The organism is Stenotrophomonas capsici, from assembly GCF_034961085.1.
Taxonomy (GTDB): Bacteria; Pseudomonadota; Gammaproteobacteria; order Xanthomonadales; family Xanthomonadaceae; genus Stenotrophomonas; species Stenotrophomonas capsici.
In genome coordinates this window covers 125,914-147,322 of record NZ_JAYFUH010000248.1, presented here as the reverse complement: position 1 = coordinate 147,322, position 21,409 = coordinate 125,914, and the positions used below count along the sequence as shown (strand labels likewise).

Genomic DNA, 21,409 nt, shown 5'->3' with positions numbered 1-21,409 from the left:
AACGATGCGGTGATCAATCGCGGCAGGTGTGCCGGTTGCCGAGGTAATGGCGCGCGGTGCGCTCGCGGATGTTCTCGCACTGCTCCACGGCGTTGACCATGCTGTTGGCGCGGTGGATGGTGCCGTCCAGCGCGCACAGGATCTTGACCTCATCGGCCCGTCCCTGCACCACCTGGGCAATCTGGCCGGCGATCAGGCAGAGCTCGCGCATCATGTGCTTGCGTTCGCCATCGCGCAGGGCGAAGGCGTAGACGACGATTTCCTGGGCCAGGCTGTCAAAACTGGCCTGTAGGTTTTCGTAACTCATAAAGCATCCAACGCCGTGGCTGCCTGTCAGAAGTTAGGAATGTTCCCGTCGGGATGGCCCTTACACAATGCGGGTTAGGCCCGACGCCCTGTAAGTTTATTCCTACAGATGCTGCAGTCTGGTTTCCGGCAGATAGCGTTGATGGGGCCATGGACAGTGGCGCGCGTGAGGTGAATGGGCGCGGGGAGACCGCTTGCCGGCGACGTGCCTGTCAGGTTTTGCAATCCGTTATTGGCAGTTGAATGTCTTTGGTGTACATATGTACACCATGTCAGAATTGTCCTCCCAACGTGCAGCGGTACTGGCCTTCCTGCGCGAGCGGGTGGGCCAGGGCGCGCCGCCCAGCCTGGCCGAGATCGCGGCCCATTGCGGGTTTGCCTCGCGCAACGCCGCGCAGAAGCATGTGCAGGCGCTGGCCGAGGCCGGGCTGATCGAGCTGCGCAGCGGGCAGAAGCGGGGCATCCGCATCCCCGGGGCCGAGCCGCAGGCCGTGCTGGACCTGCCGGTGCTGGGCCGGGTGGCGGCCGGTCGGCCGATCGGGCCGGACATCGGCCTGGAGCGGCAACTGCGGCTGGACCGCGGCCTGTTCGCGCGGCGCCCGGACTACCTGCTGCAGGTGCAGGGCGATTCGATGATCGACGACGGCATCCTGGACGGTGACCTGGTGGGCGTGCAGCGCAGCGGCGAGGCACGCAACGGCCAGATCGTGGTGGCGCGCCTGGACGATGAAATCACCATCAAGCGGCTGGAGCGGGGGCGCGACGGGATCCGCCTGTTGCCGCGCAACCCGGCACATGCGCCGATCGTGGTGGCGGCCGACGCCGACTTCGCCATCGAAGGCATCTACTGCGGCCTGATCAGGCAGGGTTGAACAATGGGCGAAGTACTGGCCCTGGACGAGCTGATGGCGGCACGCACGGTATGGCGGGCCAGCCGTGGCAGTGCGCTCAACCATGAGGGCGAGGCCACCGGCCACGCCCCGCTGGACGCGGTGTTGCCCACCGGTGGCTGGCCGCGCAAGGCACTGACGGAACTGCTGCTGCCAGCCGATGGCGTGGGCGAGATCGCGTTGCTGCTGCCGACGCTGGCGCGGATGACGCAGGCCGGCAACCGGGTGGTGCTGGTGGCGCCTCCGTACATTCCTTATGCGCCGGCATGGCAGTCCGGCGGCGTGGCGCTGGCCGGGCTGGAGGTGGTGGAAGCCGAGCCGCGTGATGCGCTGTGGGCGTTCGAGCAATGCCTGCGCAGCGGTGCCTGTGCGGCGGTGCTGGGCTGGCCCAAAACTGCCGATGCGCGGGCGATGCGACGCCTGCAGGTGGCGGCCGACAGCGGCGATTGCTGTGGTTTTGCATTGCGTGATCGACGCCATGCGGTGAATGCCTCGCCGGCCGCGCTGCGGCTGGAATACCTACCGGCGCAGGATGCCTGGCAGGTGCGCAAATGCCGCGGCGGACAGGTGCCGTCGCAGCCCCTGCGACTGGTGCAGTGAGCGCACGCCATGCTCTGGGCCTGCATTCTGTTGCCACAGCTGGCGCTGGACGCGGTCCTGCGCCGCCTGCCGGACCCCGAACTGCCGCTGGCGTTGGTGGATGGCCCGGCGCAGCTGCGTCGCCTGTACGCGGTCAACGACAGCGCCGCCCAGCATGGGCTGGCGCCGGGCATGCGGCTGTCGGCGGCGCATGCATTGCTGGCCCAGGTGCGCACGTTGGACTTCGATCCCAAGGCCGAGGCGCATTGGCATCGCTTTCTGGCCGCGTGGGCATACCGGCACAGTTCGCTGGTGAGCCAGCAGTGGTCGCATGCGATCGTGTTGGAGGTGAAGGCCAGCTTCCAGTTGTTCGGGCCGTGGCCGCGCTTCGAGCGGCGCCTGCGCAAGGAGCTGGACACCCTGGGCTTCCGTCACCGCATCGCGTTGGCACCCACCCCGCGTGCGGCGCGGGTATTGGTGGGCCTGCGCGATGGCATGGCGGTTACCCAGTTGCCCGCGTTGCAGGGCCTGCTGGACAAAGTGCCGGTGCGGCGTGCGGCCTTGCCCGGTGATGCTGGTGAGCGCCTGCATCGCATGGGCGTGCGTACCCTGGCCGCGTTGCGAGGGCTGCCCAGCGAAGGCGTGCGTCGCCGCTTCGGTGGCGAGGTGCTGGAGCACCTGCGCCGCTTGTATGGCGAAGCCGATGACCCGTTGAGCTGCTATGCCCCGCCGGACCATTTCGATTCACGCCTGGAGCTGGGCTATGAGGTGGAAACGCATACTGCCTTGCTGTTCCCGCTGCGGCGCCTGATCGGCGACCTGTGCACCTATCTGTCCATCCGCGACGGCGGCGTGCAGCGCTTCCTGTTGCGGCTGGAGCACGAGGAAGGCCATACCGACGTGGAAGTCGGCCTGCTGGCGGCGGAGCGTTCGCCATCGATGCTGTTCGAGCTGTCGCGCAACCGCCTGGAGCGGGTGGAGATCCCGCGCCCGGTGGTCGGCATGCGCTTGTTGGCGCGGCAGCTGCCGCCGTTCATCCCGGCCGCGCGTGACCTGTTTGATACCCGCCCGCAGCAGGCGATGGATTGGCCGCACCTGCGCGAACGGTTGCGGGCGCGCCTGGGGGACGAGGCGGTGTATCGGCTGGCGGCCGGCGACGACCCGCGCCCGGAACGGGCGTGGAAAAAGGTCAGCGGTGATGCAGCGGTGGAGACGACCGCACCGCAGCGCCCACCGCGCCCGACCTGGTTGTTGCCCGAACCGGTGCCGCTGCGGGACGGGCGGGTGCGCATCCTGTCCGGGCCGGAGCGCCTGGAAAGTGGCTGGTGGGACGGTGACGATGCACGCCGCGATTACTACGTGGTCGAGACCGCGCACGGGCAACGCGCGTGGGTATTCGCCGCGCCGGGCGAGCAGCAGGGCTGGATGCTGCAGGGCTGGTTCGCATGAGCCGGGATGACCTGCCGCCGGGTGTGCAACCCGATACACCAGGTGCACGTGCACCGCGCAACTGGCGCGTGGGGCAACGTCTGGCCGCCGCGGCCAACGACGATGTGGCACATCACGCGGCCGACGGCAGCCCTGCCTATGCCGAGCTGCATTGCCTGTCCGACTTCTCGTTCCTGCGCGGCGCCTCCAGCGCCGAAAAGCTGTTCGAGCGGGCGCGGGAATGTGGTTACAGCGCGTTGGCCATCACCGATGAATGTTCGTTGGCCGGCATCGTGCGGGGCTGGGAAGCGGCAAAAGCGACCGGCGTTCGCCTGATCGTCGGCAGTGAGTTCACGCTGGCCGATGGCCTGAAGCTGGTGCTGCTGGTGGAGAACGGCGCCGGTTACCGGCAGTTGTGCAGCTTGATCACGGATGGACGGCGTGCGGCAGGCAAGGGGGAGTACCGGCTCGGGCGGGCCGACGTGGAGCGCGTGCTGCAGGACCAGCCGCCCGGCTTGTTCGCGCTGTGGTTGCCGGCCGTCGAGCCCGAAGCGGACGAGGGCAGGTGGTTGAAAGCGGTGTTCGGTGCGCGTGCCTTCCTGGCGGTGGAGCTGCACCGCGAATGGAATGACGCCGAGCGATTGGCCGCGTTGCTGGCGTTGGCCCGCTCGACCGGGTTGGTGCCGCTGGCCAGTGGTGATGTGCATATGGCGCGCCGTCGCGACCGCATCGTGCAGGACACGCTCACCGCCATCCGTCACAACGTTGTATTGGCCGAGGCCGGCGCGCACCTGTTCCGCAATGGCGAGCGCCACCTGCGCGCCCGGCGCACCTTGGGCAATATCTACCCGGCGGCGCTGCTGCAGGCCACGGTGGCGCTGGTCGAGCGTTGCCAGTTTGAACTCAAGCGCGACACGCACTACCAGTACCCGGCCGAGCTGGTGCCGGCCGGGCATACCCCGACCAGCTACCTGCGTGCGCTGACCGAACAAGGCATCGCCGAGCGCTGGAACGAGACCCGGCCGCTGCCGCCGAAGGTGCGCGATGACATCGAGAACGAGCTGGAACTGATCGCCGAGCTCAAGTACGAGCCGTTCTTCCTGACCGTGCACGACATCGTCCGCTTCGCGCGCGACCGCAACATCCTGTGCCAGGGGCGTGGTTCATCGGCCAATTCGGCGGTCTGCTATGCGCTGGGCATCACCGCCGTGGACCCCAGCGAGAACCGCCTGTTGATCTCGCGCTTCCTGTCCAAGGCGCGCGACGAGCCGCCGGACATCGACGTGGACTTCGAGCACGAGCGACGCGAGGAGGTGCTGCAGTACGTCTACCGCAAATATGGACGTGCCCGCGCCGCGTTGGCGGCCACGGTCATCAGCTATCGCGGCAAGAGCGCGGTGCGTGACGTGGCGCGCGTGTTCGGCCTGCCGCCGGACCAGATCAGCCTGCTCTCCAACTGCTATGGCTGGGGCAACGGCGAGACCCCGATGGAGCAGCGCATTACCGAGGCCGGCTTTGACCTGGAGAATCCGCTGATCGCCAAGGTGTTGCACGTGACCGAAATGTTGCGCGACCACCCGCGGCATCTGTCGCAGCACGTGGGCGGCTTCGTGATCTCCGACAGTGCACTGTCCAGCGTGGTACCGGTGGAGAACGCGGCCATGGCCGACCGTACCATCATCCAGTGGGACAAGGACGACCTGGAAAGCATGGAGTTGCTCAAGGTCGACTGCCTGGCGCTGGGCATGCTGACCTGCCTGCGCAAGACGCTGGACCTGGTGCGTGCGCACCGCGGGCGCGACTTCGACCTGGCCAGCATTCCCTCCGAAGACCCGGCCACCTACGCGATGATCCAGCGCGCCGACACCATCGGCGTGTTCCAGATCGAATCGCGCGCGCAGATGGCGATGCTGCCGCGGCTGAAGCCCAGGACCTTCTACGACCTGGTGATCGAAGTGGCGATCGTGCGCCCAGGGCCGATCCAAGGCGACATGGTCCACCCCTACCTGCGCCGGCGGCAGGGGCTGGAGCCGGTCACGTATCCATCCGATGGGGTGAAGGACATCCTCGGCAAGACGCTGGGCATCCCGTTGTTCCAGGAGCAGGTGATGGAACTGGTGATGCATGCCGGCTATTCGGCCGATGAGGCCGATGGGCTGCGGCGTTCGATGGCGGCCTGGCGACGCGGCGGTGACATGGAACCGCATCGCAAGAAGATTCGTTATCTGATGGAAAAGAAGGGCTATTCGTCGGAGTTCATCGACCAGATCTTCGAGCAGATCAAGGGCTTTGGTTCCTACGGCTTCCCGCAGAGCCACGCTGCGTCGTTCGCCAAGCTGGTGTACGCCAGTTGCTGGCTCAAGCGGCACGAGCCGGCCGCGTTCGCCTGCGGCTTGTTGAATTCGCAGCCGATGGGGTTCTATTCGGCCAGCCAGATCGTGCAGGACGCCCGTCGTGGCAACGCCGCGCGCGAGGGCATCGAGGTGTTGCCGGTGGACGTGATGTGCAGTGACTGGGACAACCTGCTGCAGGGCGGACGGCCGTGGCGCAGTGATGCCGATCCCGGCATGCAGCCGGCGTTGCGGCTGGGCCTGCGCCAGGTGGCCGGGTTCTCCGAGGCCGCCGCGCGGGCGCTGATGGAGGCACGGCGGCAACGGCCGTTCAGCAGCGTGGCTGATCTGTGCCAGCGTGCCGGGCTGGATGGAAAGGCGCGCGAGGCGCTGGCCGAGGCCGGTGCGCTGCAGTCGCTGGTGGGCAACCGCAATGCAGCGCGCTGGGCGGTGGCCGGTATCGAGCGCAGCCGGCCGCTGCTGCCGGGCAGTCCGGAGGAGCGTCCGGTGGAACTGCATGCACCGGAAACCGGTGAGGAGATCCTGTCCGACTACAACAGCACCGGCCTGACCCTGCGCCAACACCCCATGGCGTTGTTGCGTGCGGAGATGACGCGGCGGCGCATCGCCGGGCTGGATGCGCTGCGCCAGCGCTCGCATGGCAGCGGCGTGCATGTGGCGGGGCTGGTGACGCAGCGGCAGCGCCCGGGCACGGCCAAGGGCACCATCTTCGTCACGCTGGAAGACGAGTGCGGAATGATCAATGTGATCGTCTGGCCGCACGTAGCGTTGCGCCGGCGCCGCGCGTTGCTGGAGTCACGCCTGATGGCGGTGCGTGGGCGCTGGGAAAAGGTGGATGGCGTGGAGCATCTGATTGCCGGTGACCTGTACGACCTGAGCGAACTGCTCGGGGAGCTGCAGGTGGAATCGCGGGACTTCCATTGAACAGGCGCGGCCTTGGTCGCTCCTGGTGGGCTGGTTATTTGTGATGCGTGACTTTAAGGTGCGCGGGTCGCTGGAGAATTGAAGCAATGCAGGACGAGAACACCCCACAAGCCGATGCCCCGCGCAAGCGTGGCCGTCCCAAGATCTACAGCGAACCGCTGACCCAGGCCGAACGTGCCCGTCGTTATCGGGCAAAGCGCGCCAACGACTTCAGCCCGCCGGGCGAGATGCGTGATGCCACGTTGATCGATGCGGTGCGCTGGGGCATCAACCAGAAGCACGAATCGCTGGACCTGTACCTGGAGGAGCTGGTGCGCCGCTTCCACAGCAAGGGCGTCGACGCCCTGAAGTAGGTGCCGCCGCACCATGGGCGCGCCGGGTCAGTCCGGCGGGGATCCCTGCGATGCCTGCTGGATGCGCGCCAGGTTCACCTCGAACCAGTCGGCCAGCGCCGCCACATGCGTGGCCACTTCCTCGCCCAATCCGGTCAGGCTGTATTCCACCCGCGGCGGGACCACGGCATGGGCGGTTCTGCGCACGAAACCATCCGCTTCCAGGCGCTTGAGCGTCTGCACCAGCATCTTCTCGCTGATGCCATTGGTCATGCGGCGCAGCTCTGCGTAGCGCTGCGTGCCCTCGCGCAGGGCAATAAGGCACAGCACGCCCCACAGGCTGGTGACATGCGCGAAAGCTTCGCGTGATTGGCAATTGTCCTGGCCCGTGAACAGGTCACCGCGACGCACGCGGTCGGACAGTGTCGGTGCCGGATCGGGTTGAGGTTGCTGACTGCTCATTGCACTTACCGAACGGTGCGTACTTCCAACCGGAACAGGCACTCAATATTCTCCCGGGCCTTCCGATCGTCAAGTCATCCAACCGGATGCACGACGGCGCACTTCCTGGAGAACATGCAATGACCATCCTTGTCACCGGCAGCACCGGTCATACCGGGCGTGAAGTGGTACGGCTGCTGGCCGGGCGCGGCGCCGAGGTGCGGGCGCTGACCCGCTCTCCCGCCGCAGCGGGGTTCCCGCCGGGCGTTGCCGCGGTGCAGGGGGAGCTGGCCGATGTGGCGGGCATGCGCACCGCGCTGGCCGGCATCTCCACGCTGTTCCTGCTGGTGCCCAATGTCGGTGATGAGCTGCAGCAGACGCTGACGGTGCTGAATCTCGCGCGGGAGGCCGGCGTGCGCGGCGTGGTCTACCTGTCGGTCTACCAGTGCGAGCTGCATCCGCAGGTGCCTCACTTCGCCTGCAAGGTGGCGGCGGAACGGATGATCGAGGCCACCGGCATGGCGGCGAGCATCCTGCGTCCGGCCTTCTTCATGCAGAACGACCTGTCGTTGAAGGATGCACTGGAGGCGGGGTGCTATCCGCATCCGGTCGGGCACCGCGGCATGGCATACGTGGACACCCGTGACATCGCCCAGGTCGCGGCCGATGAACTGCTGCGCCGTGAGCATGCAGCGAGCGCACTGCCGTTGGTCCGTCATGACCTGGTCGGGCCGGACAACCTCACCGCCAGCGACCTCTGCGCCGGATGGGGCAGGGCACTGGGCCGCGACATCGCCTATGCGGGTGATGACCTGGTGGGCTTCGAGCGGGAGCTGGCAGGCCACGTGCCGGCCGGCTTTGCGCATGACCTGCGGATGATGTTCCAGGGGTTCCAGCAGCAGGGTTCGCCGGCCACCCCGCAGGCCGTCGCCCGGATGACGGCGCTGTTGGGCAGGCCGCCGCGCAGCCATGCCGCTTTCGCCGCCGAGGCGGCGGCGCGCTGGAGGGACAGCGCGTAAGCGAGGTAGCGCTCCTATTTCAATCCGGCGAGCGCCTGGGCAAAGCGCATCGCACTGCCTTCGGCCAACGGAAAGGACAACGACGGTTCGAGGATCTCCAGTTCCAGCAGCTGCGGCTGGCCGTCGTCGGCATGGATCAGGTCGACCCGGGCATACAGCAACGGCGCATCGAGGCCGAGGGTGCGGCTTGCCGCCTGCAGCGCGGCGCTGGCCAGCGCGCGTTCGGTCGCGGTCGCCTCGCATGCGGAAAGGAAGCCCAGGGTCGGGGCGTTGGTGGTGCCGTCGCGGGCCAGCAGCGCGGCCTTGCGGATCGCGTGGCTGTAGATGCCGTTGATGTAGACCAGGTCGGTCTCGCCCTGCCGTTCGATCGATGCCAGATACGGCTGCAGGATGACGCTATGGCCCGCGTCCAGCAGGGTCTCTGCGTGCTGCAGTGCCTGCATCGCATCGGCGCGCAGGAACCGCCGCACATTGCGCGAGGACGCACCGACCGTTGGCTTGACGACGAGTTCATCCAGTCCGGGGTGCGCCTGCAGGAACGCGTCCAGCATCGTCTGCGCCGATGCCTTCGATTCGATGAAGGTGCTGGGAATCACTGCCACGCCGGCCCTGGCCAGGTCGGCCAGGTAATGCTTGTCGAGCGACCAGCGCACGGCCGGCAGCGGGTTCACCAGGCGGCTGACCTTGCTGACGTGCGCGCACCAGTCCAGGAAGGCGTCGGGGCGGCGGGTGTAGTCCCAGGGAGAGCGCAGCACCACGTGGCTGAAGCGGGACCAGTCCTGGTCCGGGTCATCCCAGTTGCAGATGCGGACATCCAGCGCCAAGGCCTGGCAGGCATCGCGCAGTGGTGGCATGTCGTAGTCGTCGTCGAGGCTGGTGGCATCGGTAATCAGGGCAAGGGTGGTCACGGAGGGCATCAAACAGGCATGTAAAGGAAGGGCCGTCCGCACCGACGTTGAGTGGGGCCGGCACGGATGCAAAGGGTCAATGCAGGATATATGGCGGGCAGCCTTACGGGCAGGGCGGTAGCAAGCCGTGGTTGCGTGCCCGTGTTTGCATGAAAAGAACGATTGTGCTTTTATTCGCCGCATGGTCAGGCAGACGACAGCAGGCAAAGGTGCGGCGACCCGGGAGGTGATCCTCGGCACGGCGTGCGCCCTGGCGCGGGTCAACGGGTTGGATGGGCTCACCATCGGCGTGTTGGCCAATGCGGTTGGCATGTCCAAAAGCGGCGTGTTCGCCCATTTCGGCTCCCGCGAGGACCTGCAACTGGCGGTGCTGGACACCACCGCGCAGCGGTTCGTGCAGCAGGTGATCGAGCCGGCGGCGCTGCAGCCGGCGGGGTTGCCGCAGCTGCGTGCCATCGTTGATCGCTGGTTCGACTGGATCCGCCATGAGCGCAATGGCGGCGGCTGCCTGTTCACCGCGGCAGCCAGCGAATTCGATGACCAGCCGGGGCCGGTCCGCGCGCACCTGGCACGCCAGCAGGCGAGATGGCGCGGCTACCTGTCGCGGGTGATCGACCAGGCCGTGTCCGCGGGCGAACTCGCCGCCGATACCGACCCGGCGCAGCTGGCGTTCGAGATCACCGGCTTTGCGATGGTGCTGCACCACGACTCCGGCCTGTTCGACTACACCGAGGCGCGCATGCGCGGGCTACGCGCCTTCGAGCGCCTGATCACCCCCTTCATTCCCCCCCGCAACGCCCGCTGAGGCTCGAGGAGTAGCGCCATGGATTCCGTGCACAACAAAAATAGTACGGTCGTTCGTAAATCACCACGCCGGCGTGCCGACGCGGACTGGCGGTTGGCGGCGATGCGCGCGTGCATGCGCATGGCGGGATGGGTGAGCCCGGCGCTGGCGGCGCGGCTGATGGCGCGGTTGTGGTTCACCGCCCCGCAGACCCGGCCCAAGCCTGCCGCGCTGGCCCGCCTGGAGACGGGCCAGCGGCATGATGTGGATGTGGACGGAAGCCGCGTGGCGGTATGGTCGTGGGGCAACGGCCCAGCAGTCTTGCTGATGCATGGCTGGGGCGGCAATGCCGGACAGATGCATGCCTTCGTCGCACCGCTGTGCGCGGCCGGTCTGCGAGTGCTCGCGTTTGACGCGCCGGCGCATGGCAGCTCCGGGCCGAGCCACTGGGGTGGGCGACGGGTCAGCTTCGTGGAAATCGCCGCCGCCATTGGAAAGGTCACCGCCGGAGTGGGCCCGCTGGTTGGCCTCGTCGCGCACTCCGGTGGATGCACTGCCGCGACTCTGGCGCTGCGCGAAGGGCTCGGCATGCCGGCGCGGCTGGCGTTCATTGCTCCCTTTGCCAGGCCGCAGGAAGCCATTGCGCCGTTCGCGCGTGCCTTGGGCGCGGATGCACGGGCCCTGGCGCGGTTCGAGGCCGATGTACAGCAACGGCTGGGCCGCCGCTGGCCCGCGTTCGACGTGACCGGGTTGCCGCAGGTGAAGCCGGTGGGCCGCCTGTTGGTGGTGCATGACCGCGACGACCGTGAGGTGGCGCATGCCGAGGGCGCTGCCATCGCCGCGAGCTGGCCGGGGGCGCGGCTGCATACCACGCAGGGACTGGGCCACCGGCGCCTGCTCGAGGATCCGGAGGTTATAAACCAGGTCGTGGCGTTCATCGCGGCGGATGAACGCGGGACGGTTTGACGTCTCGCCCTATATGTAACAACATAAGTTACATGAAACGAGACAGCCGCCTTTCCTCCGTCCTGCATGCCCTGCTGCACATGGCCGAGCAGGCAAGTCCCATGACGTCCGAAGCGCTGGGGCTGTGCCTGCGCACCAACCCGGTGGTGGTCCGCCGCACCATGGGGCTGCTGCGTGACGCCGGGTTGGTTGCCGCCGAACGCGGCCATGCCGGCGGCTGGCGAATCACCGCGGACCTGCGCAAGGTCAGCCTGCGCGAGTTGCACGATGCGCTGGGCGAGCCCGCGCTGTTCGCGATCGGCAACCGCAACGAGCACCCCGAGTGCCTGGTGGAACAGGCGGTCAATGCAGCCTTGGACACCGCGTTCGCGGATGCCGAAGCGCTGCTGCTCGAGCGATTCGCCGCGGTTTCGCTGGCCGACCTGGCCGAGGATTTCGCACGCCGGCATGCCGCACACAAGGGAGCAAGGCAATGAAGCTGTACGACGTCATCATCGTGGGTGGCAGTTATGCCGGCATGGCCGCGGCACTGCAGCTGGTACGCGCACGGCGCAGCGTGTTGGTCATCGATGCCGGCCAGCGCCGCAACCGCATGGCGTCGCATTCGCATGGCTTCCTGGCGCAGGACGGCGCCGATCCAGCCGAGATCGCCCGCATCGCCCGCGCACAGTTGCAGGCGTACCCGAGCCTGTCCTGGTGCGAGGACGAGGCTGTCGATGCCGCCGGCACGCATGACGCGTTCGTGGTCAGCACCGCGCGCTCGGGGCAGTTCGGCGCGCGGCGCCTCGTGCTGGCCACGGGCGTTTCCGATGCCTTGCCCGAGATCGAGGGTCTACAGGCGCGCTGGGGACGCAGCGTTTTCCATTGCCCGTACTGCCACGGCTACGAGCTGGCGATGGGCCGCATCGGGGTGATCGCGGTCAACCCGATGTCGTTGCACCAGGCGCAGTTGCTGCCGGAGTGGGGTGAGGTGACGCTGTTGTTGAACAACGCCGTGGAACCCGATGCCGCGGCGCGGGAAGCGCTGAAGCGACGCGGTGTACGGATCGAGTCGACGCCGGTCGCCCGTATCGAGGGTGAGGCCGACGTGGTGCTGGTGGATGGCCGCCGGCTGAGGTTCGCGGGCCTGTTCACGGCACCGTTGAACGCGCCATCCACCCCGCTGGCCGAGCGGCTGGGCTGCCCGCTGGCCAGTACGCCGATGGGCACGCAGATCCAGGTTGATGAGAGCAAGCAGACCGGACTTCCCGGTGTGTTTGCCTGCGGTGATGCCGCCCGTGTGCCGCATTCGGTGTCGTTGGCGGTCGGCGATGGTGCATGGGCCGGCGCGCAGGTGCATCGCTCACTGGTGTTTCCCACGGTCTGAGCGGCAACCCAGCCGCGGGTGCCGGGTGGAGGGTTCGCCTCCACGCAAAGCCTCCGATACAAAGGGGCCCCCCATTGCAGGGAAGGCCGGAAACGGTAGGATGTGCGGCCTCCCTGGAGCCTGCTGTTCGTGCGCATTCGACCCCTGCAACACACTGACCTCCCGGCCTTGCTCGTGATCTGGGAGCAGTCCGTGCGCGCCACGCATGCGTTCCTGTCCGAGCAGGATATCCAGGCACTGCTGCCGATCGTGCGCGATCAGGCGCTGCCCCACCTGGAAGTCTGGGTCGCCAGCGATGACGCTGACGCACCGATCGGCTTCATGGGCCTGGATGGCAACAAGGTCGAGGCCCTGTTCGTGTCGCCCACCCGCTTCCGCCAGGGCGGCGGCAGGCAGTTGCTCGCGCACGCACGCGCGTTGAAGGGGGCGCTGGAACTGGACGTCAACGAGCAGAACCCGCGTGCCGTCGCCTTCTATCTGGCCAACGGCTTCGTCGTGTCGGGGCGTTCGCCGTTGGACGGGCAGGGCAATCCGTTCCCGCTGTTGCACCTGAAGGAAGCCTGATCCCGGCGGATATCTGTGCGCGCAGGGCCGGAAGCACCACGTCGTCATGCATCACGGGGTGATTGCCCGCGTGCCGAACGTAGCGGTCAATCCGGTGCCTTTGCAGGCACAAATGGCGACACCGGATCACTGGCCGGGAACGTTTCCTCCAGAGCCTCGTCCTGGTTGCGGCTCTCGTGTTCCTTGCGTTGCTTCCGCTCGTGTCCGGATTCGGGCTGATCGCGGTCTTCGGACGGATCGGGCGGGTCCTTGCGGTCTCTGATCATGGCGGCAGGTCCTGTGAAGGAAGAGGGCGGTTTGGCGGTGCCGACCGCGCTGGCGGGCACAGGCGAAATCTGCGTCATGGGGTGGTAACGGCGTGTGCAGCACACACGTAGGCGAGGTGAAGGTCGTGCACGCGGGTTTCATGCAAGGTTAGCGGCGCCGCGCATACGGTGCCGGTTTCGACGTCCAGGAGACGCCCATGGCCAGGACCGCACCGCGCGTGCATATCAACCAGGCGGAAATCGATCACCTGAAGGCATTGCAGTTGGCACTGGATGCAGAGTTGATCGTCGAACTGCGGATGAGGGATGGGCGGGTACTTGCCGGCACGGTGACCGAGCGCCCCTCGGTCCAGCAGTTCCGCGGGCCGCAGGAAGAGGAAGGGACAAACGGCCAGGTGCCGATCGATGTGCCGGGTGAGGGCGTGCAGTTGCTCTGGCTGGACGAGATCGAAAGCTTTACCCGGCTCGGCAGCAATTGAGGCACGCGCCGGCTCGGGCAAGGCCGTACATTCACGGCGCATGACCGACGACTAACATCGCCGGGCACAGGGTCAATGCCGCGACACCCCCGTCGCGCCGATATGGCAGGTGGCCCATGAGCACCCCCACGCCGACTGACCCAAGCGCCCCCCGTGAGCCGGGCAGCCCTGACCCGATGCGTGATCCCCGCAATCCCGGGCGGCCCAACCCGGACATGCCCGACCCCGACAATCCCGAGATGCCCCCGCATGATCCCGAGCGCGGGCCTCCACCGCCCGATCAGCCTGACAAGGGCAAGGAGCGATGACGCCACCGGGGGCGGCCCCGCATCGCCAGCGGCATGGGTTCCTCCACGGCCGTCGCGGTGAACGGGTGAGGGACGATTCTTCACGCTGTGTTTCGATGGTGATGTCCAGCGTGGTACGCCTCCTCCTGCCTCCGAGGTACGTCATGGCGCGCCCGATCTGGACCGGCACGCTCTCCTTCGGGCTGCTGAACATCCCGGTATCGCTGATGCCAGGCGAGCGGCGGACCGACATCAGCTTCCGCATGCTCGATGCCCGCGACAGGAAGCCGATCCGCTTCGAGCGGGTCAATGCCGATACCGGCGAAGAAGTGCCGTGGAAGGACATCGTCAAGGCCTTCGAGTACGACAAGGGCAGCTACGTCGTCGTTGAGAAGGAAGACATCGCCTCGGCCGCGCCGCAGACGCATGACGCGGTCGAGGTGGAGAGCTTCGTCCCACGCGAGGAAATCGGCCTGCGCTTCTATGAGAAGCCCTACATCCTGCTGCCGGGAAAGAAGGCCGAAAAGGGCTACGTTCTGCTGCGCGAGACATTGAAGAGTACCGGCATGGCCGGCATCGCGCGGGTGGTCATACGTACCCGTGAGTACCTGTGTGCGGTGCTGGACGAAGGCGATGCGCTGGTGCTGATGATGCTGCGCTACCCGCAGGAGCTGGTGGAACCGGACGAGTACAAGCTGCCCACCGGAAAGGCCGCCGACTATCGCATCAGCCCGCGGGAGATTGCCATGGCCAAGGACCTCATCGCGTCGATGGCCGGAAAATGGGCGCCTGACACCTATCACGACGAGTTCCGGCAGCGCCTGGAGGCCATCATCCGCAAGCGCATCAAGGCCAAGGGCAGCACCACGCGCATCGTGGAGGAAGGGGGCGAGGAGCGCGAAGGTACCGCGACCAATGTGGTGGACTTCATGGCGCTGTTGCAGCAGAGCCTGGAAAGCAAGCGGCGCACACCGGCGAAGAAGAAGGCGCCGGCGCGGAAGGCCACCGGCAAGGCGGCGACCAAGGCCCGGAAGAGCTCGACCCGGGCCACGCGGAAAACGTCGCAGCGGTGAGGCCGGCGTGTGAGCCGTCGCATCGTCCACGTTGATGGAGTGGGGACCGGGCCACGCGGCAGGAGCTTCCTGTACGCGTTCCCGTGCGCCTACGAGGATCTGGCCAAGCTCGGCATGAGCGGTGATCCCATGGCGCGGCTGCAGGCCTTCTCGCGCCGCTACTACGAGTTCTTCGACCTTGAACAGGGGTGGTTGGTGGAAGCGGAGACGGTGAGGCAGGCGCGCGCATGGGAGACGCATTGGAAACGCGTGCTGCAGGAACACCTCGCGCCGGCGCCGTTGCTGGTGCCGGTGGGCGCAGCTGGCCATACCGAGTGGTTCAGGGGTGCATTGCCACGCCTGCAGGAAGCGCGCCAGGCATTGGCCACGGCGGGCTTTGCCGTCCATTGGCCGCTGAGCGCCTGGGTGCGCGAGCAGGTGCGCCCATGGCGCGATGAACTCGATGGCCTGGAACGGGAGGTGGTCATGCAATGGGGAGGCATCGAGGATTGGCCCCCTGCCGCGCGCATGCCGCCATTGGCCGCGCTGCGGGATGCGCTGGATGCGTGCGTGGCACTGTCGCTGCCGTTCGATGCGTGGGTCTCGCCGGCCTTGGCCGCGTGGTTCGAGCGGAACCGGCTGACCGCGGCCCGGTGGCCGGCATGAGCCTGCAACGCTACCGGCGCAAGCGCCAGTTCGACGCAACGCGCGAGCCTCGTGGTGACAAGGGGGTGGGCGGGAGCAGACGCGCGATCTTCGTAGTGCAGTTGCATCATGCCAGTCGCCGCCATTACGACTTCCGCCTGCAGGTCGGTGGCGTGCTGCGCAGTTGGGCCGTGCCCAAGGGGCCCAGCCTGGACCCATCGGTCAAGCGCATGGCCGTGGAGGTGGAGGACCACCCGCTGGACTACGCCGACTTCGAGGGCGACATCCCGAAAGGGCACTACGGGGGCGGACATGTCGCCCGGTTCGATTCGGGCGTCTGGTCCAGCGACGGTGACGTCGAACAGCAATTGGCCGATGGCCATCTTCGCTTCGAATTGTTCGGCGACAAGCTCAAGGGCGCATGGCATCTGATCCGGTCCCAGCGCAATGCCCGGCAACCGCAGTGGTTGCTGATCAAGGACCAGGATGCACACGCGGCGGCGCAACGGGAAGCCGATGACCTGCTGGCCGAAGTGAAGCCGCCGCCGGGTGGCCGCAACCCCGCCAGAACCGCGCGCAAGCCGGCGATGCCGCCCGTCCGCAAGGCGCGGAACGGCGATGCGGGCGGGCATTGGGCATCCCGGGCATTGGCGCTGCCGCAGGCGCGAAGGCAGGCCGCCCCCCGAGGTCCGTTCGCGCCACAGTTGGCACGGCTGGGGACATCGGTCCCCGCCGGCGAGGCTTGGCTGCACGAAATCAAATGGGATGGCTACCGGTTGCTGGCTACCGTCGAGGCGGGCGAAGTGCGGCTGTGGTCGCGCAATGCCCTGGAGTGGACACAACGCCTGCCGGAGATCGGCGAGGCGGTGCGGGCATTGGGACTGACATCGGCCGCACTGGACGGCGAGCTGATCGCCGGCAAGGGGCGCAAGGATGACTTCAATCTGCTGCAGGCCACATTGGCGGGTGAACGCCACGGGCCGCTGCGCTACGTGCTGTTCGACCTGCTCCACCTGGACGGTGTCGATGTGGCCCGCGCACCGCTGCAGGCCCGCAAGGCGCTGCTGCAGGAGGTGCTGGGCGAGGCAGGCGCGCGGCTGTCGTTCAGCAGCCACGCCCAGGGCGACGGTGAGGCCGCATACCGCCTGGCTGGCCAGCATGGCTTTGAAGGCATCCTCTCCAAACGCGCCGATCGTCCGTATCACCCTGGCCGCAGCGACGAATGGCGCAAGACCAAGCAGATGGCAAGCGACGAGTTCGCGGTAGTGGGTTTCACCAAACCCAAGGGCACCCGTAGCGGTTTCGGCTCGCTGCTGCTGGCGCGACCGGATGCGATGCATGGATGGACGTATGCCGGCCGGGTAGGGACCGGTTTCGATGAGGCGCTGCTGCGGAAACTGGGCACGATGGTGGCTGGACGAGGCGCCCACGTGCCGTCGGTACACGTGGCCGTGAAGGACCCAGCGTTGCGGGCGGCGACATGGTTCGCCCCGCGGTTCGTGGTCGAAGTGTTCTATCGGGGTGTTGGCCGGCAGCAGCTGCTGCGACAGCCGTCGTTCAAGGCGCTGCGCCAGGACAAGACCGTGGCCGACCTGCGGAACGGCACGGACGCCGTTGACCAACGCAATGCGAAAGGTGGCACGACCATGAAGACCTCCAGGAAAGCTTCCCGGCGCACGGCTGGCGTGTCATTGCCGGAACTGTCCAGCCCGGAGAAGCAGCTGTTTCCCGACGACCACCTCACCAAGCGTCAGGTCTGGGAGTACTACCTGTCCGTGGCCGACCAGTTGCTGCCCGCGATCGTGGGCCGGCCGTTGTCGGTGGTGCGCTGCCCGGGAGGCATCGCGCAGGCCTGCTTCTTCCAGAAGCACCTGACCGCTGGGCTGGAACGCGTGGCGTCGGTCCGCCTGGAGGAGGAATCAGGTGCCCGGGCCAACTATCTGGTGGTGGAAGACCTGGCCGGGCTGATGGAGCTGGTGCAGTTCAACGCGCTGGAGTTCCATCCGTGGGGGGCACGTGCCGCCACGCCTGACATCGCCGACCGCGTGGTGTTTGACCTGGATCCCGGCGCCAACGTCCCATTCCAGGAGGTGAAGCAGGCAGCACGTGACATCCGCCGGTTGCTGCGACGCCTGGAGTTGGAGTCGTTCCTGCGTGTGTCCGGCGGCAAGGGCCTGCACGTCGTGGTCCCCTTGAATCCGGGTTGCGATTGGGAACTCACCCGGCGCTTCGCGCGCGGCTTTGCCGACACCCTGGCCCGATCCGAGCCGGATCGCTTCTTGGCCACGGCGAGCAAGCGCCTGCGCAACCGGCGCATCTTCATCGACTACCTACGCAATGGTCGCGGGGCCACGGCAGTGGCGTCGTACTCGCTGCGGGCGCGTCCCGGTGCGCCGGTGGCCATGCCAGTGGACTGGCGTGAACTGGGCCGCCTGCAGGCAGCCGACGCGTTCACCCTGGAGAGCGTGCCGCGTCGGCTCGCGCGCCGGCGCAAGGATCCCTGGGAGGGCATCGACGAGATCAGTCAGGATCTTTCGCGATGGTCCTGATTCGCCGATGACGAGGGGGCTTGCCGGGTGGATGGCCGGCGTGGTTCTGTTGCCGTGACCATTCCACGGAGTTCCCCGATGTCCGATGAGCACACTCCCTTCCACGTACTGGCGTTTGCCGGAAGCCTGCGCCGGCACAGTTACAACCGCCACCTGCTGGACGCGGCGGCAGCCGCTGCGCCGGCCGGCATTCGCCTGACCGTCTACGACACCATCGCGCAGGTGCCGTTGTTCGACGAGGACCTGGAATCCGAGACCCACGGCGGGCCGGACGGGGTGAAGCAGTTGCGCGCGGCGATCGTCGCGGCCGATGGCGTGCTGATCTCGACCCCGGAATACAACCAGTCGCTGCCGGGGGTGCTCAAGAACACGCTGGACTGGCTTTCGCGCAAGGACGCCGAGTACGGCGAAGTGTTGTCCGGCAAGCCGGCGGCGATCATGGGCGCGACGCCCGGCCGGTGGGGGACGCGGGTCGCCCAGTCGCAGCTCCGCCATGCCCTGGCGGCGATGGGGGCGCTCACGATGACGGCGCCGCAGCTGTACGTCGCCGAGGCGGCCAAGGCCAGCGACGCGGAAACCGGTGCATTCGACGCCGCGACCCACAAGCGCCTGGGCACATTCCTGGAGGGCTTCCAGGCCTGGATGCAGGTGTTGAACGCCGGGCCACGTAGCCGCTGAAGCGCGTTGCCCCGCAGCGCCGGCCGGTAGCACCGTGCGGGTGCCTGGCAACCGCACGGATGATCACTCCGCTCGCGGGTGATGCACGAACTCGGGATGCGCACGCCGGTGGAGTTGCTTGCCTTCCTTGAACGGAGCGGGCTGCGCGGGGACTAGTGCGACGTCGCCGGCAGCAGGAAACGAGGCCACTCCATTGGCACCCGCGCGAATCCGCTTCTCCGGCCTAGACGAACAGGGCCTTCTGCGTGACCCCCATGCCGGCGGCAAGGCGCGCCATCTCGTTGGCGACCTTGATGCGTGGGTCACCGGTGCGGTCCGAGACAGTGAACATCAGCGCCTGGTAGGTTTGCCAGAATTCCGGCCCGCTGCCATGGGCCTTGTAGGCGGCGTGCAGCCGCATCCATTCTTCATCCGTCAGGTATTGTGCGCTGTATCCCATTTCGTTCTCCAGTGCGTAATATCCCTTGCGACCAACCTAGTCCGCATAACCTGTCTGAAGTGTTAAACGATATCGACCGATGTGGACGAGCCCATGCATGCAGGTTGCCTGAGCGTGCCTGCACGCCCTGAGGGTGGCATGACAGGCGCTCACGGAGGGAACAGTCCGGTGATGGCGCGCGTGGTCCGCACGTCCGCCCGCAGTGACGTGCGGATAAGCGCCAGGCCACCTGACTTCCGCGCAGGACTGATCGCCGCGACCGCATCGGTCGGCACCCAGAGCATGTGCTCCCGCATGTTGGCATCCATCGCGGTGGCAATGATGCAGGAGTCCACGCTCAGTCCGGTCAGCACCAGGCGGCGCGCGCCCAGTTGGGCAAGCAGTACCGCCAGGGGCGTGCACAGGAACGCGGAGTGCTTCGGCTTGAGCACGTGATAGTGATGCGCGGCAGGCGAGAGCAACCGGGCGATCCTCGCCGGACCGGCTCCGGCCATCAGACAACGTGACAGCAGGGTGTGGAAGTCGCCTTGCCAATGCGCGAAGTTGTCGTTCACGTAGATCACCGGCGCACCGGCCCGGTCAAAGCGCCGCCGCAGGCGGATGATTGCAGGCAGTGCGTCCAATGCCGCGGCCTGCAACTGCGACCCGCCGTCAAAGTCGAACAGATTCATCATGTCGATGATGAGCAGGGCGCAGTCCCGCGGATTGTCCCTTGCCGAAGAATGCATGCGTTTGCCTGGGGGCTTCATGCTCAAGGCACCATGACCACTTTCCTGCAGTCTTCCAGGCGTTCGTCGAAGAGTTCGTATCCCTTGGCCGCGTCGTCAAGCGTCATGCGATGGGTGATGATGGCCTCCGGTGCGAGCCTACCCTCGCCAATGGCACGCAGGAGCGACGGCATGTGTGCCTGCACGTGAGTCTGTCCCATCCTGAAGGTCAGGCCCTTGTCGAACGCATCACCGAACAGGAAGCCATGGATGAAGCCGGCGTACACGCCCGGCACGCTGACGGTGCCGCATCGACGCGTGGCGGCGATGCACTGGCGCAAGGCCTTGCCGCTGGAACCCTCGAGCTTGAGCGCGGTCAATACGGTCTCGGTGGTGCTGCCCTTGGCTTCGAAGCCCACCGCATCGATGCTGGCATCGACGCCGCGCCCGGCGGTGGCTTCCAGGATGGCCCCCGCAGGGTCCTCCGTGCCGGCGAAATCGATGGGCAGCACCCCGTAGGCAGCCTGTGCGAAGGCCAACCGGCAAGGGTGGTGATCGATCATGAAGATCGTCTCCACGCCCAGCATGCGCGCGCATGCCGCAGCCATGCAGCCGACCGGTCCCGCGCCGAAGATCGCAAGCGTCGCGCCGGGCCCGACGCCGGCGTTGACCACGGCCTGGTAGCCCGTGGGCAGGATGTCGGAAAGGAACAGCACCTGCTCATCATGCAGCACGTCCGGCACCACGAGCGGGCCGACATTCGCCTTTGGCACGCGGACCAGCTCAGCTTGCCCCCCCGCGACTCCACCGTAGAGATGGCTGTAACCGAACAGTGCCGCCGGTGGCTTGATTCCCTTGTGGTTGATGGACGCGCCCGGGCCGCTGTTGCTGGTCTCGCACGCGGCGTACTCATTCAGGCGGCAATGAAAGCATGTACCGCAGGCAATCACGAAAGGGACCACCACGCGGTCTCCTGCCTTGACTTGCCGGACCCCGGTGCCGACCTCCTCGACGATGCCCATGAATTCATGACCAAGGATGTCGCCGTGCTGCATGCCGGGGATCCTGCCATGGAAGATATGCAGGTCCGAGCCGCAGATGGCGGTCGCGGTGACCCGCAGGATCATGTCGTCCGGCGCGACGATGCCGGGATCGGGAACCCGTTCGACGCTGACGCTGTGCGCTCCCTGGTAAGTGAGGGATTTCATCGTGGTTCCTTCGATGGCGTTGCATTGAAGCTGCGCCCTGCGCGATCAACGCTCCGTGAGCCAACGCGGGCGCAGGCTCACGGCTGCTTCACCGTCGCCGCGCTTCGCCCGTGGCACGCTGCCCGTGGCCTGACCCGCAGGTGGCATGAATGCGTGCGGTGAACATGCGCATCCGGTGCTGTATGCAGCAGGTTCACCACATCTCACGCGGGGTTATCGGAAAGCCGGTTACACCGGGTGC

At 67.1% G+C, this 21,409-nt stretch carries 23 protein-coding genes; 16 read left to right on the top strand and 7 right to left on the bottom strand.

The annotated features are described in order from the left end of the window. Positions 1–13: 13 nt before the first annotated feature. Positions 14–307: a hypothetical protein gene (locus VA603_RS13200; protein ID WP_132865976.1), complete on the bottom strand. Its 294-nt coding sequence runs from the start codon at positions 305–307 to the stop codon at positions 14–16. Between the two features lie 268 nt (positions 308–575). Between VA603_RS13200 and lexA the strand changes: the two genes are divergently transcribed. The 5 genes from lexA to VA603_RS13175 all read left to right on the top strand — a co-directional run bounded on the left by lexA (position 576) and on the right by VA603_RS13175 (position 6,831). Further along, positions 576–1,178, top strand: a complete 603-nt coding sequence (lexA, locus tag VA603_RS13195) for a transcriptional repressor LexA (RefSeq protein WP_132866243.1) — start codon at positions 576–578, stop codon at positions 1,176–1,178. 3 nt (positions 1,179–1,181) lie between these two features. After that, positions 1,182–1,796 (top strand): translesion DNA synthesis-associated protein ImuA, encoded by a 615-nt coding sequence (gene imuA / locus VA603_RS13190; protein ID WP_165931224.1) that lies wholly within the window; start codon positions 1,182–1,184, stop codon positions 1,794–1,796. Between the two features lie 9 nt (positions 1,797–1,805). Further along, the gene (locus VA603_RS13185) at positions 1,806–3,224 is read left to right on the top strand and encodes a Y-family DNA polymerase (RefSeq protein ID WP_132865977.1); all 1,419 of its coding nucleotides are present in this window, start codon (positions 1,806–1,808) and stop codon (positions 3,222–3,224) included. Beyond that, on the top strand, positions 3,221–6,478 hold the full coding sequence (locus tag VA603_RS13180) for an error-prone DNA polymerase (RefSeq protein ID WP_323439125.1): 3,258 nt from the start codon (positions 3,221–3,223) through the stop codon (positions 6,476–6,478). The genes VA603_RS13185 and VA603_RS13180 overlap by 4 nt, the downstream gene beginning before the upstream one ends. Positions 6,479–6,564: 86 nt before the next feature. Beyond that, positions 6,565–6,831 (top strand): hypothetical protein, encoded by a 267-nt coding sequence (locus VA603_RS13175; RefSeq protein WP_323439124.1) that lies wholly within the window; start codon positions 6,565–6,567, stop codon positions 6,829–6,831. 27 nt (positions 6,832–6,858) lie between these two features. Here VA603_RS13175 and VA603_RS13170 read toward each other — a convergent pair whose 3' ends face one another. Next, a complete protein-coding gene (locus VA603_RS13170) occupies positions 6,859–7,272 on the bottom strand; it encodes a winged helix-turn-helix transcriptional regulator (protein ID WP_192285614.1) in 414 nt (137 codons plus the stop codon). A gap of 119 nt (positions 7,273–7,391) precedes the next feature. Here VA603_RS13170 and VA603_RS13165 point away from each other — a divergent pair, with 119 nt between their 5' ends. Beyond that, positions 7,392–8,270: an SDR family oxidoreductase gene (locus VA603_RS13165; protein WP_323439123.1), complete on the top strand. Its 879-nt coding sequence runs from the start codon at positions 7,392–7,394 to the stop codon at positions 8,268–8,270. 14 nt (positions 8,271–8,284) lie between these two features. On the opposite strand, the gene VA603_RS13160 is transcribed toward VA603_RS13165, so the two are convergent. Beyond that, positions 8,285–9,178 carry an ATP-grasp domain-containing protein gene (locus tag VA603_RS13160; RefSeq protein WP_323439122.1) on the bottom strand — a complete coding sequence of 298 codons (894 nt, stop codon included), beginning with the start codon at positions 9,176–9,178 and terminating at the stop codon, positions 8,285–8,287. Positions 9,179–9,404: 226 nt separating this feature from the next. On the opposite strand from VA603_RS13160, the gene VA603_RS13155 reads away from it, so the two are divergent. The 5 genes from VA603_RS13155 (at position 9,405) to VA603_RS13135 (ending at position 12,858) form a co-directional block, all read left to right on the top strand. Beyond that, positions 9,405–9,983: a TetR/AcrR family transcriptional regulator gene (locus VA603_RS13155; protein ID WP_323439121.1), complete on the top strand. Its 579-nt coding sequence runs from the start codon at positions 9,405–9,407 to the stop codon at positions 9,981–9,983. Between the two features lie 18 nt (positions 9,984–10,001). Then, the gene (locus VA603_RS13150; RefSeq protein ID WP_323439120.1) at positions 10,002–10,928 is read left to right on the top strand and encodes an alpha/beta fold hydrolase; all 927 of its coding nucleotides are present in this window, start codon (positions 10,002–10,004) and stop codon (positions 10,926–10,928) included. Between the two features lie 32 nt (positions 10,929–10,960). Continuing rightward, a complete protein-coding gene (locus VA603_RS13145; protein WP_323439119.1) occupies positions 10,961–11,404 on the top strand; it encodes an RrF2 family transcriptional regulator in 444 nt (147 codons plus the stop codon). Further along, positions 11,401–12,294 carry an NAD(P)/FAD-dependent oxidoreductase gene (locus VA603_RS13140; protein ID WP_323439118.1) on the top strand — a complete coding sequence of 298 codons (894 nt, stop codon included), beginning with the start codon at positions 11,401–11,403 and terminating at the stop codon, positions 12,292–12,294. The genes VA603_RS13145 and VA603_RS13140 overlap by 4 nt, the downstream gene beginning before the upstream one ends. Positions 12,295–12,396: 102 nt before the next feature. Beyond that, entirely contained in the window at positions 12,397–12,858 is a 462-nt protein-coding gene (locus tag VA603_RS13135) for an acetyltransferase (RefSeq protein WP_323439117.1), read from the top strand. Positions 12,859–12,944: 86 nt separating this feature from the next. Here the strand turns inward: VA603_RS13135 and VA603_RS13130 are convergent, their stop codons facing one another. Next, entirely contained in the window at positions 12,945–13,124 is a 180-nt protein-coding gene (locus VA603_RS13130; protein WP_132866245.1) for a hypothetical protein, read from the bottom strand. A gap of 197 nt (positions 13,125–13,321) precedes the next feature. Here VA603_RS13130 and VA603_RS13125 point away from each other — a divergent pair, with 197 nt between their 5' ends. The 5 genes from VA603_RS13125 to VA603_RS13105 all read left to right on the top strand — a co-directional run bounded on the left by VA603_RS13125 (position 13,322) and on the right by VA603_RS13105 (position 18,814). Next, positions 13,322–13,603 (top strand): DUF3247 family protein, encoded by a 282-nt coding sequence (locus tag VA603_RS13125; RefSeq protein ID WP_132865988.1) that lies wholly within the window; start codon positions 13,322–13,324, stop codon positions 13,601–13,603. A 451-nt stretch (positions 13,604–14,054) separates the two neighbouring features. Further along, complete coding sequence (ku, locus tag VA603_RS13120; RefSeq protein WP_323439116.1) at positions 14,055–14,963, top strand: non-homologous end joining protein Ku; 909 nt, start codon at positions 14,055–14,057, stop codon at positions 14,961–14,963. A gap of 9 nt (positions 14,964–14,972) precedes the next feature. Continuing rightward, complete coding sequence (locus VA603_RS13115) at positions 14,973–15,608, top strand: GIY-YIG nuclease family protein (RefSeq protein ID WP_323439115.1); 636 nt, start codon at positions 14,973–14,975, stop codon at positions 15,606–15,608. Further along, complete coding sequence (gene ligD / locus VA603_RS13110) at positions 15,605–18,136, top strand: DNA ligase D (protein ID WP_323439114.1); 2,532 nt, start codon at positions 15,605–15,607, stop codon at positions 18,134–18,136. Before VA603_RS13115 ends, ligD begins: the two co-directional genes overlap by 4 nt. Before the next feature lie 78 nt (positions 18,137–18,214). Continuing rightward, positions 18,215–18,814: an NADPH-dependent FMN reductase gene (locus tag VA603_RS13105; RefSeq protein ID WP_323439113.1), complete on the top strand. Its 600-nt coding sequence runs from the start codon at positions 18,215–18,217 to the stop codon at positions 18,812–18,814. 223 nt (positions 18,815–19,037) lie between these two features. Here the strand turns inward: VA603_RS13105 and VA603_RS13100 are convergent, their stop codons facing one another. From VA603_RS13100 to VA603_RS13090, 3 genes are all read right to left on the bottom strand, one after another. Then, positions 19,038–19,214, bottom strand: a complete 177-nt coding sequence (locus VA603_RS13100) for a hypothetical protein (RefSeq protein WP_323439112.1) — start codon at positions 19,212–19,214, stop codon at positions 19,038–19,040. A 188-nt stretch (positions 19,215–19,402) separates the two neighbouring features. Beyond that, entirely contained in the window at positions 19,403–20,002 is a 600-nt protein-coding gene (locus tag VA603_RS13095) for a cysteine hydrolase family protein (protein ID WP_323439111.1), read from the bottom strand. Between the two features lie 2 nt (positions 20,003–20,004). Continuing rightward, positions 20,005–21,168 (bottom strand): zinc-dependent alcohol dehydrogenase, encoded by a 1,164-nt coding sequence (locus VA603_RS13090; protein ID WP_323439110.1) that lies wholly within the window; start codon positions 21,166–21,168, stop codon positions 20,005–20,007. Positions 21,169–21,409 lie beyond the last annotated feature (241 nt).

Excerpts from the sequence above, each read along its gene's own strand:
- VA603_RS13180 (WP_323439125.1), top strand. The coding sequence starts at position 3,221 with ATGAGCCGGGATGACCTGCCGCCGGGTGTGCAACCCGATACACCAGGT.
- VA603_RS13175 (WP_323439124.1), top strand. The coding sequence starts at position 6,565 with ATGCAGGACGAGAACACCCCACAAGCCGATGCCCCGCGCAAGCGTGGC.
- VA603_RS13105 (WP_323439113.1), top strand. The coding sequence starts at position 18,215 with ATGTCCGATGAGCACACTCCCTTCCACGTACTGGCGTTTGCCGGAAGC.
- VA603_RS13185 (WP_132865977.1), top strand. The coding sequence starts at position 1,806 with ATGCTCTGGGCCTGCATTCTGTTGCCACAGCTGGCGCTGGACGCGGTC.
- ku (WP_323439116.1), top strand. The coding sequence starts at position 14,055 with ATGGCGCGCCCGATCTGGACCGGCACGCTCTCCTTCGGGCTGCTGAAC.
- VA603_RS13090 (WP_323439110.1), bottom strand. The coding sequence starts at position 21,168 with ATGAAATCCCTCACTTACCAGGGAGCGCACAGCGTCAGCGTCGAACGG.
- lexA (WP_132866243.1), top strand. The coding sequence starts at position 576 with ATGTCAGAATTGTCCTCCCAACGTGCAGCGGTACTGGCCTTCCTGCGC.
- VA603_RS13200 (WP_132865976.1), bottom strand. The coding sequence starts at position 307 with ATGAGTTACGAAAACCTACAGGCCAGTTTTGACAGCCTGGCCCAGGAA.
- VA603_RS13125 (WP_132865988.1), top strand. The coding sequence starts at position 13,322 with ATGGCCAGGACCGCACCGCGCGTGCATATCAACCAGGCGGAAATCGAT.
- imuA (WP_165931224.1), top strand. The coding sequence starts at position 1,182 with ATGGGCGAAGTACTGGCCCTGGACGAGCTGATGGCGGCACGCACGGTA.
- VA603_RS13150 (WP_323439120.1), top strand. The coding sequence starts at position 10,002 with ATGGATTCCGTGCACAACAAAAATAGTACGGTCGTTCGTAAATCACCA.
- VA603_RS13145 (WP_323439119.1), top strand. The coding sequence starts at position 10,961 with ATGAAACGAGACAGCCGCCTTTCCTCCGTCCTGCATGCCCTGCTGCAC.
- VA603_RS13165 (WP_323439123.1), top strand. The coding sequence starts at position 7,392 with ATGACCATCCTTGTCACCGGCAGCACCGGTCATACCGGGCGTGAAGTG.
- VA603_RS13130 (WP_132866245.1), bottom strand. The coding sequence starts at position 13,124 with ATGATCAGAGACCGCAAGGACCCGCCCGATCCGTCCGAAGACCGCGAT.
- VA603_RS13170 (WP_192285614.1), bottom strand. The coding sequence starts at position 7,272 with ATGAGCAGTCAGCAACCTCAACCCGATCCGGCACCGACACTGTCCGAC.
- ligD (WP_323439114.1), top strand. The coding sequence starts at position 15,605 with ATGAGCCTGCAACGCTACCGGCGCAAGCGCCAGTTCGACGCAACGCGC.
- VA603_RS13095 (WP_323439111.1), bottom strand. The coding sequence starts at position 20,002 with ATGAAGCCCCCAGGCAAACGCATGCATTCTTCGGCAAGGGACAATCCG.
- VA603_RS13100 (WP_323439112.1), bottom strand. The coding sequence starts at position 19,214 with ATGCGGCTGCACGCCGCCTACAAGGCCCATGGCAGCGGGCCGGAATTC.
- VA603_RS13140 (WP_323439118.1), top strand. The coding sequence starts at position 11,401 with ATGAAGCTGTACGACGTCATCATCGTGGGTGGCAGTTATGCCGGCATG.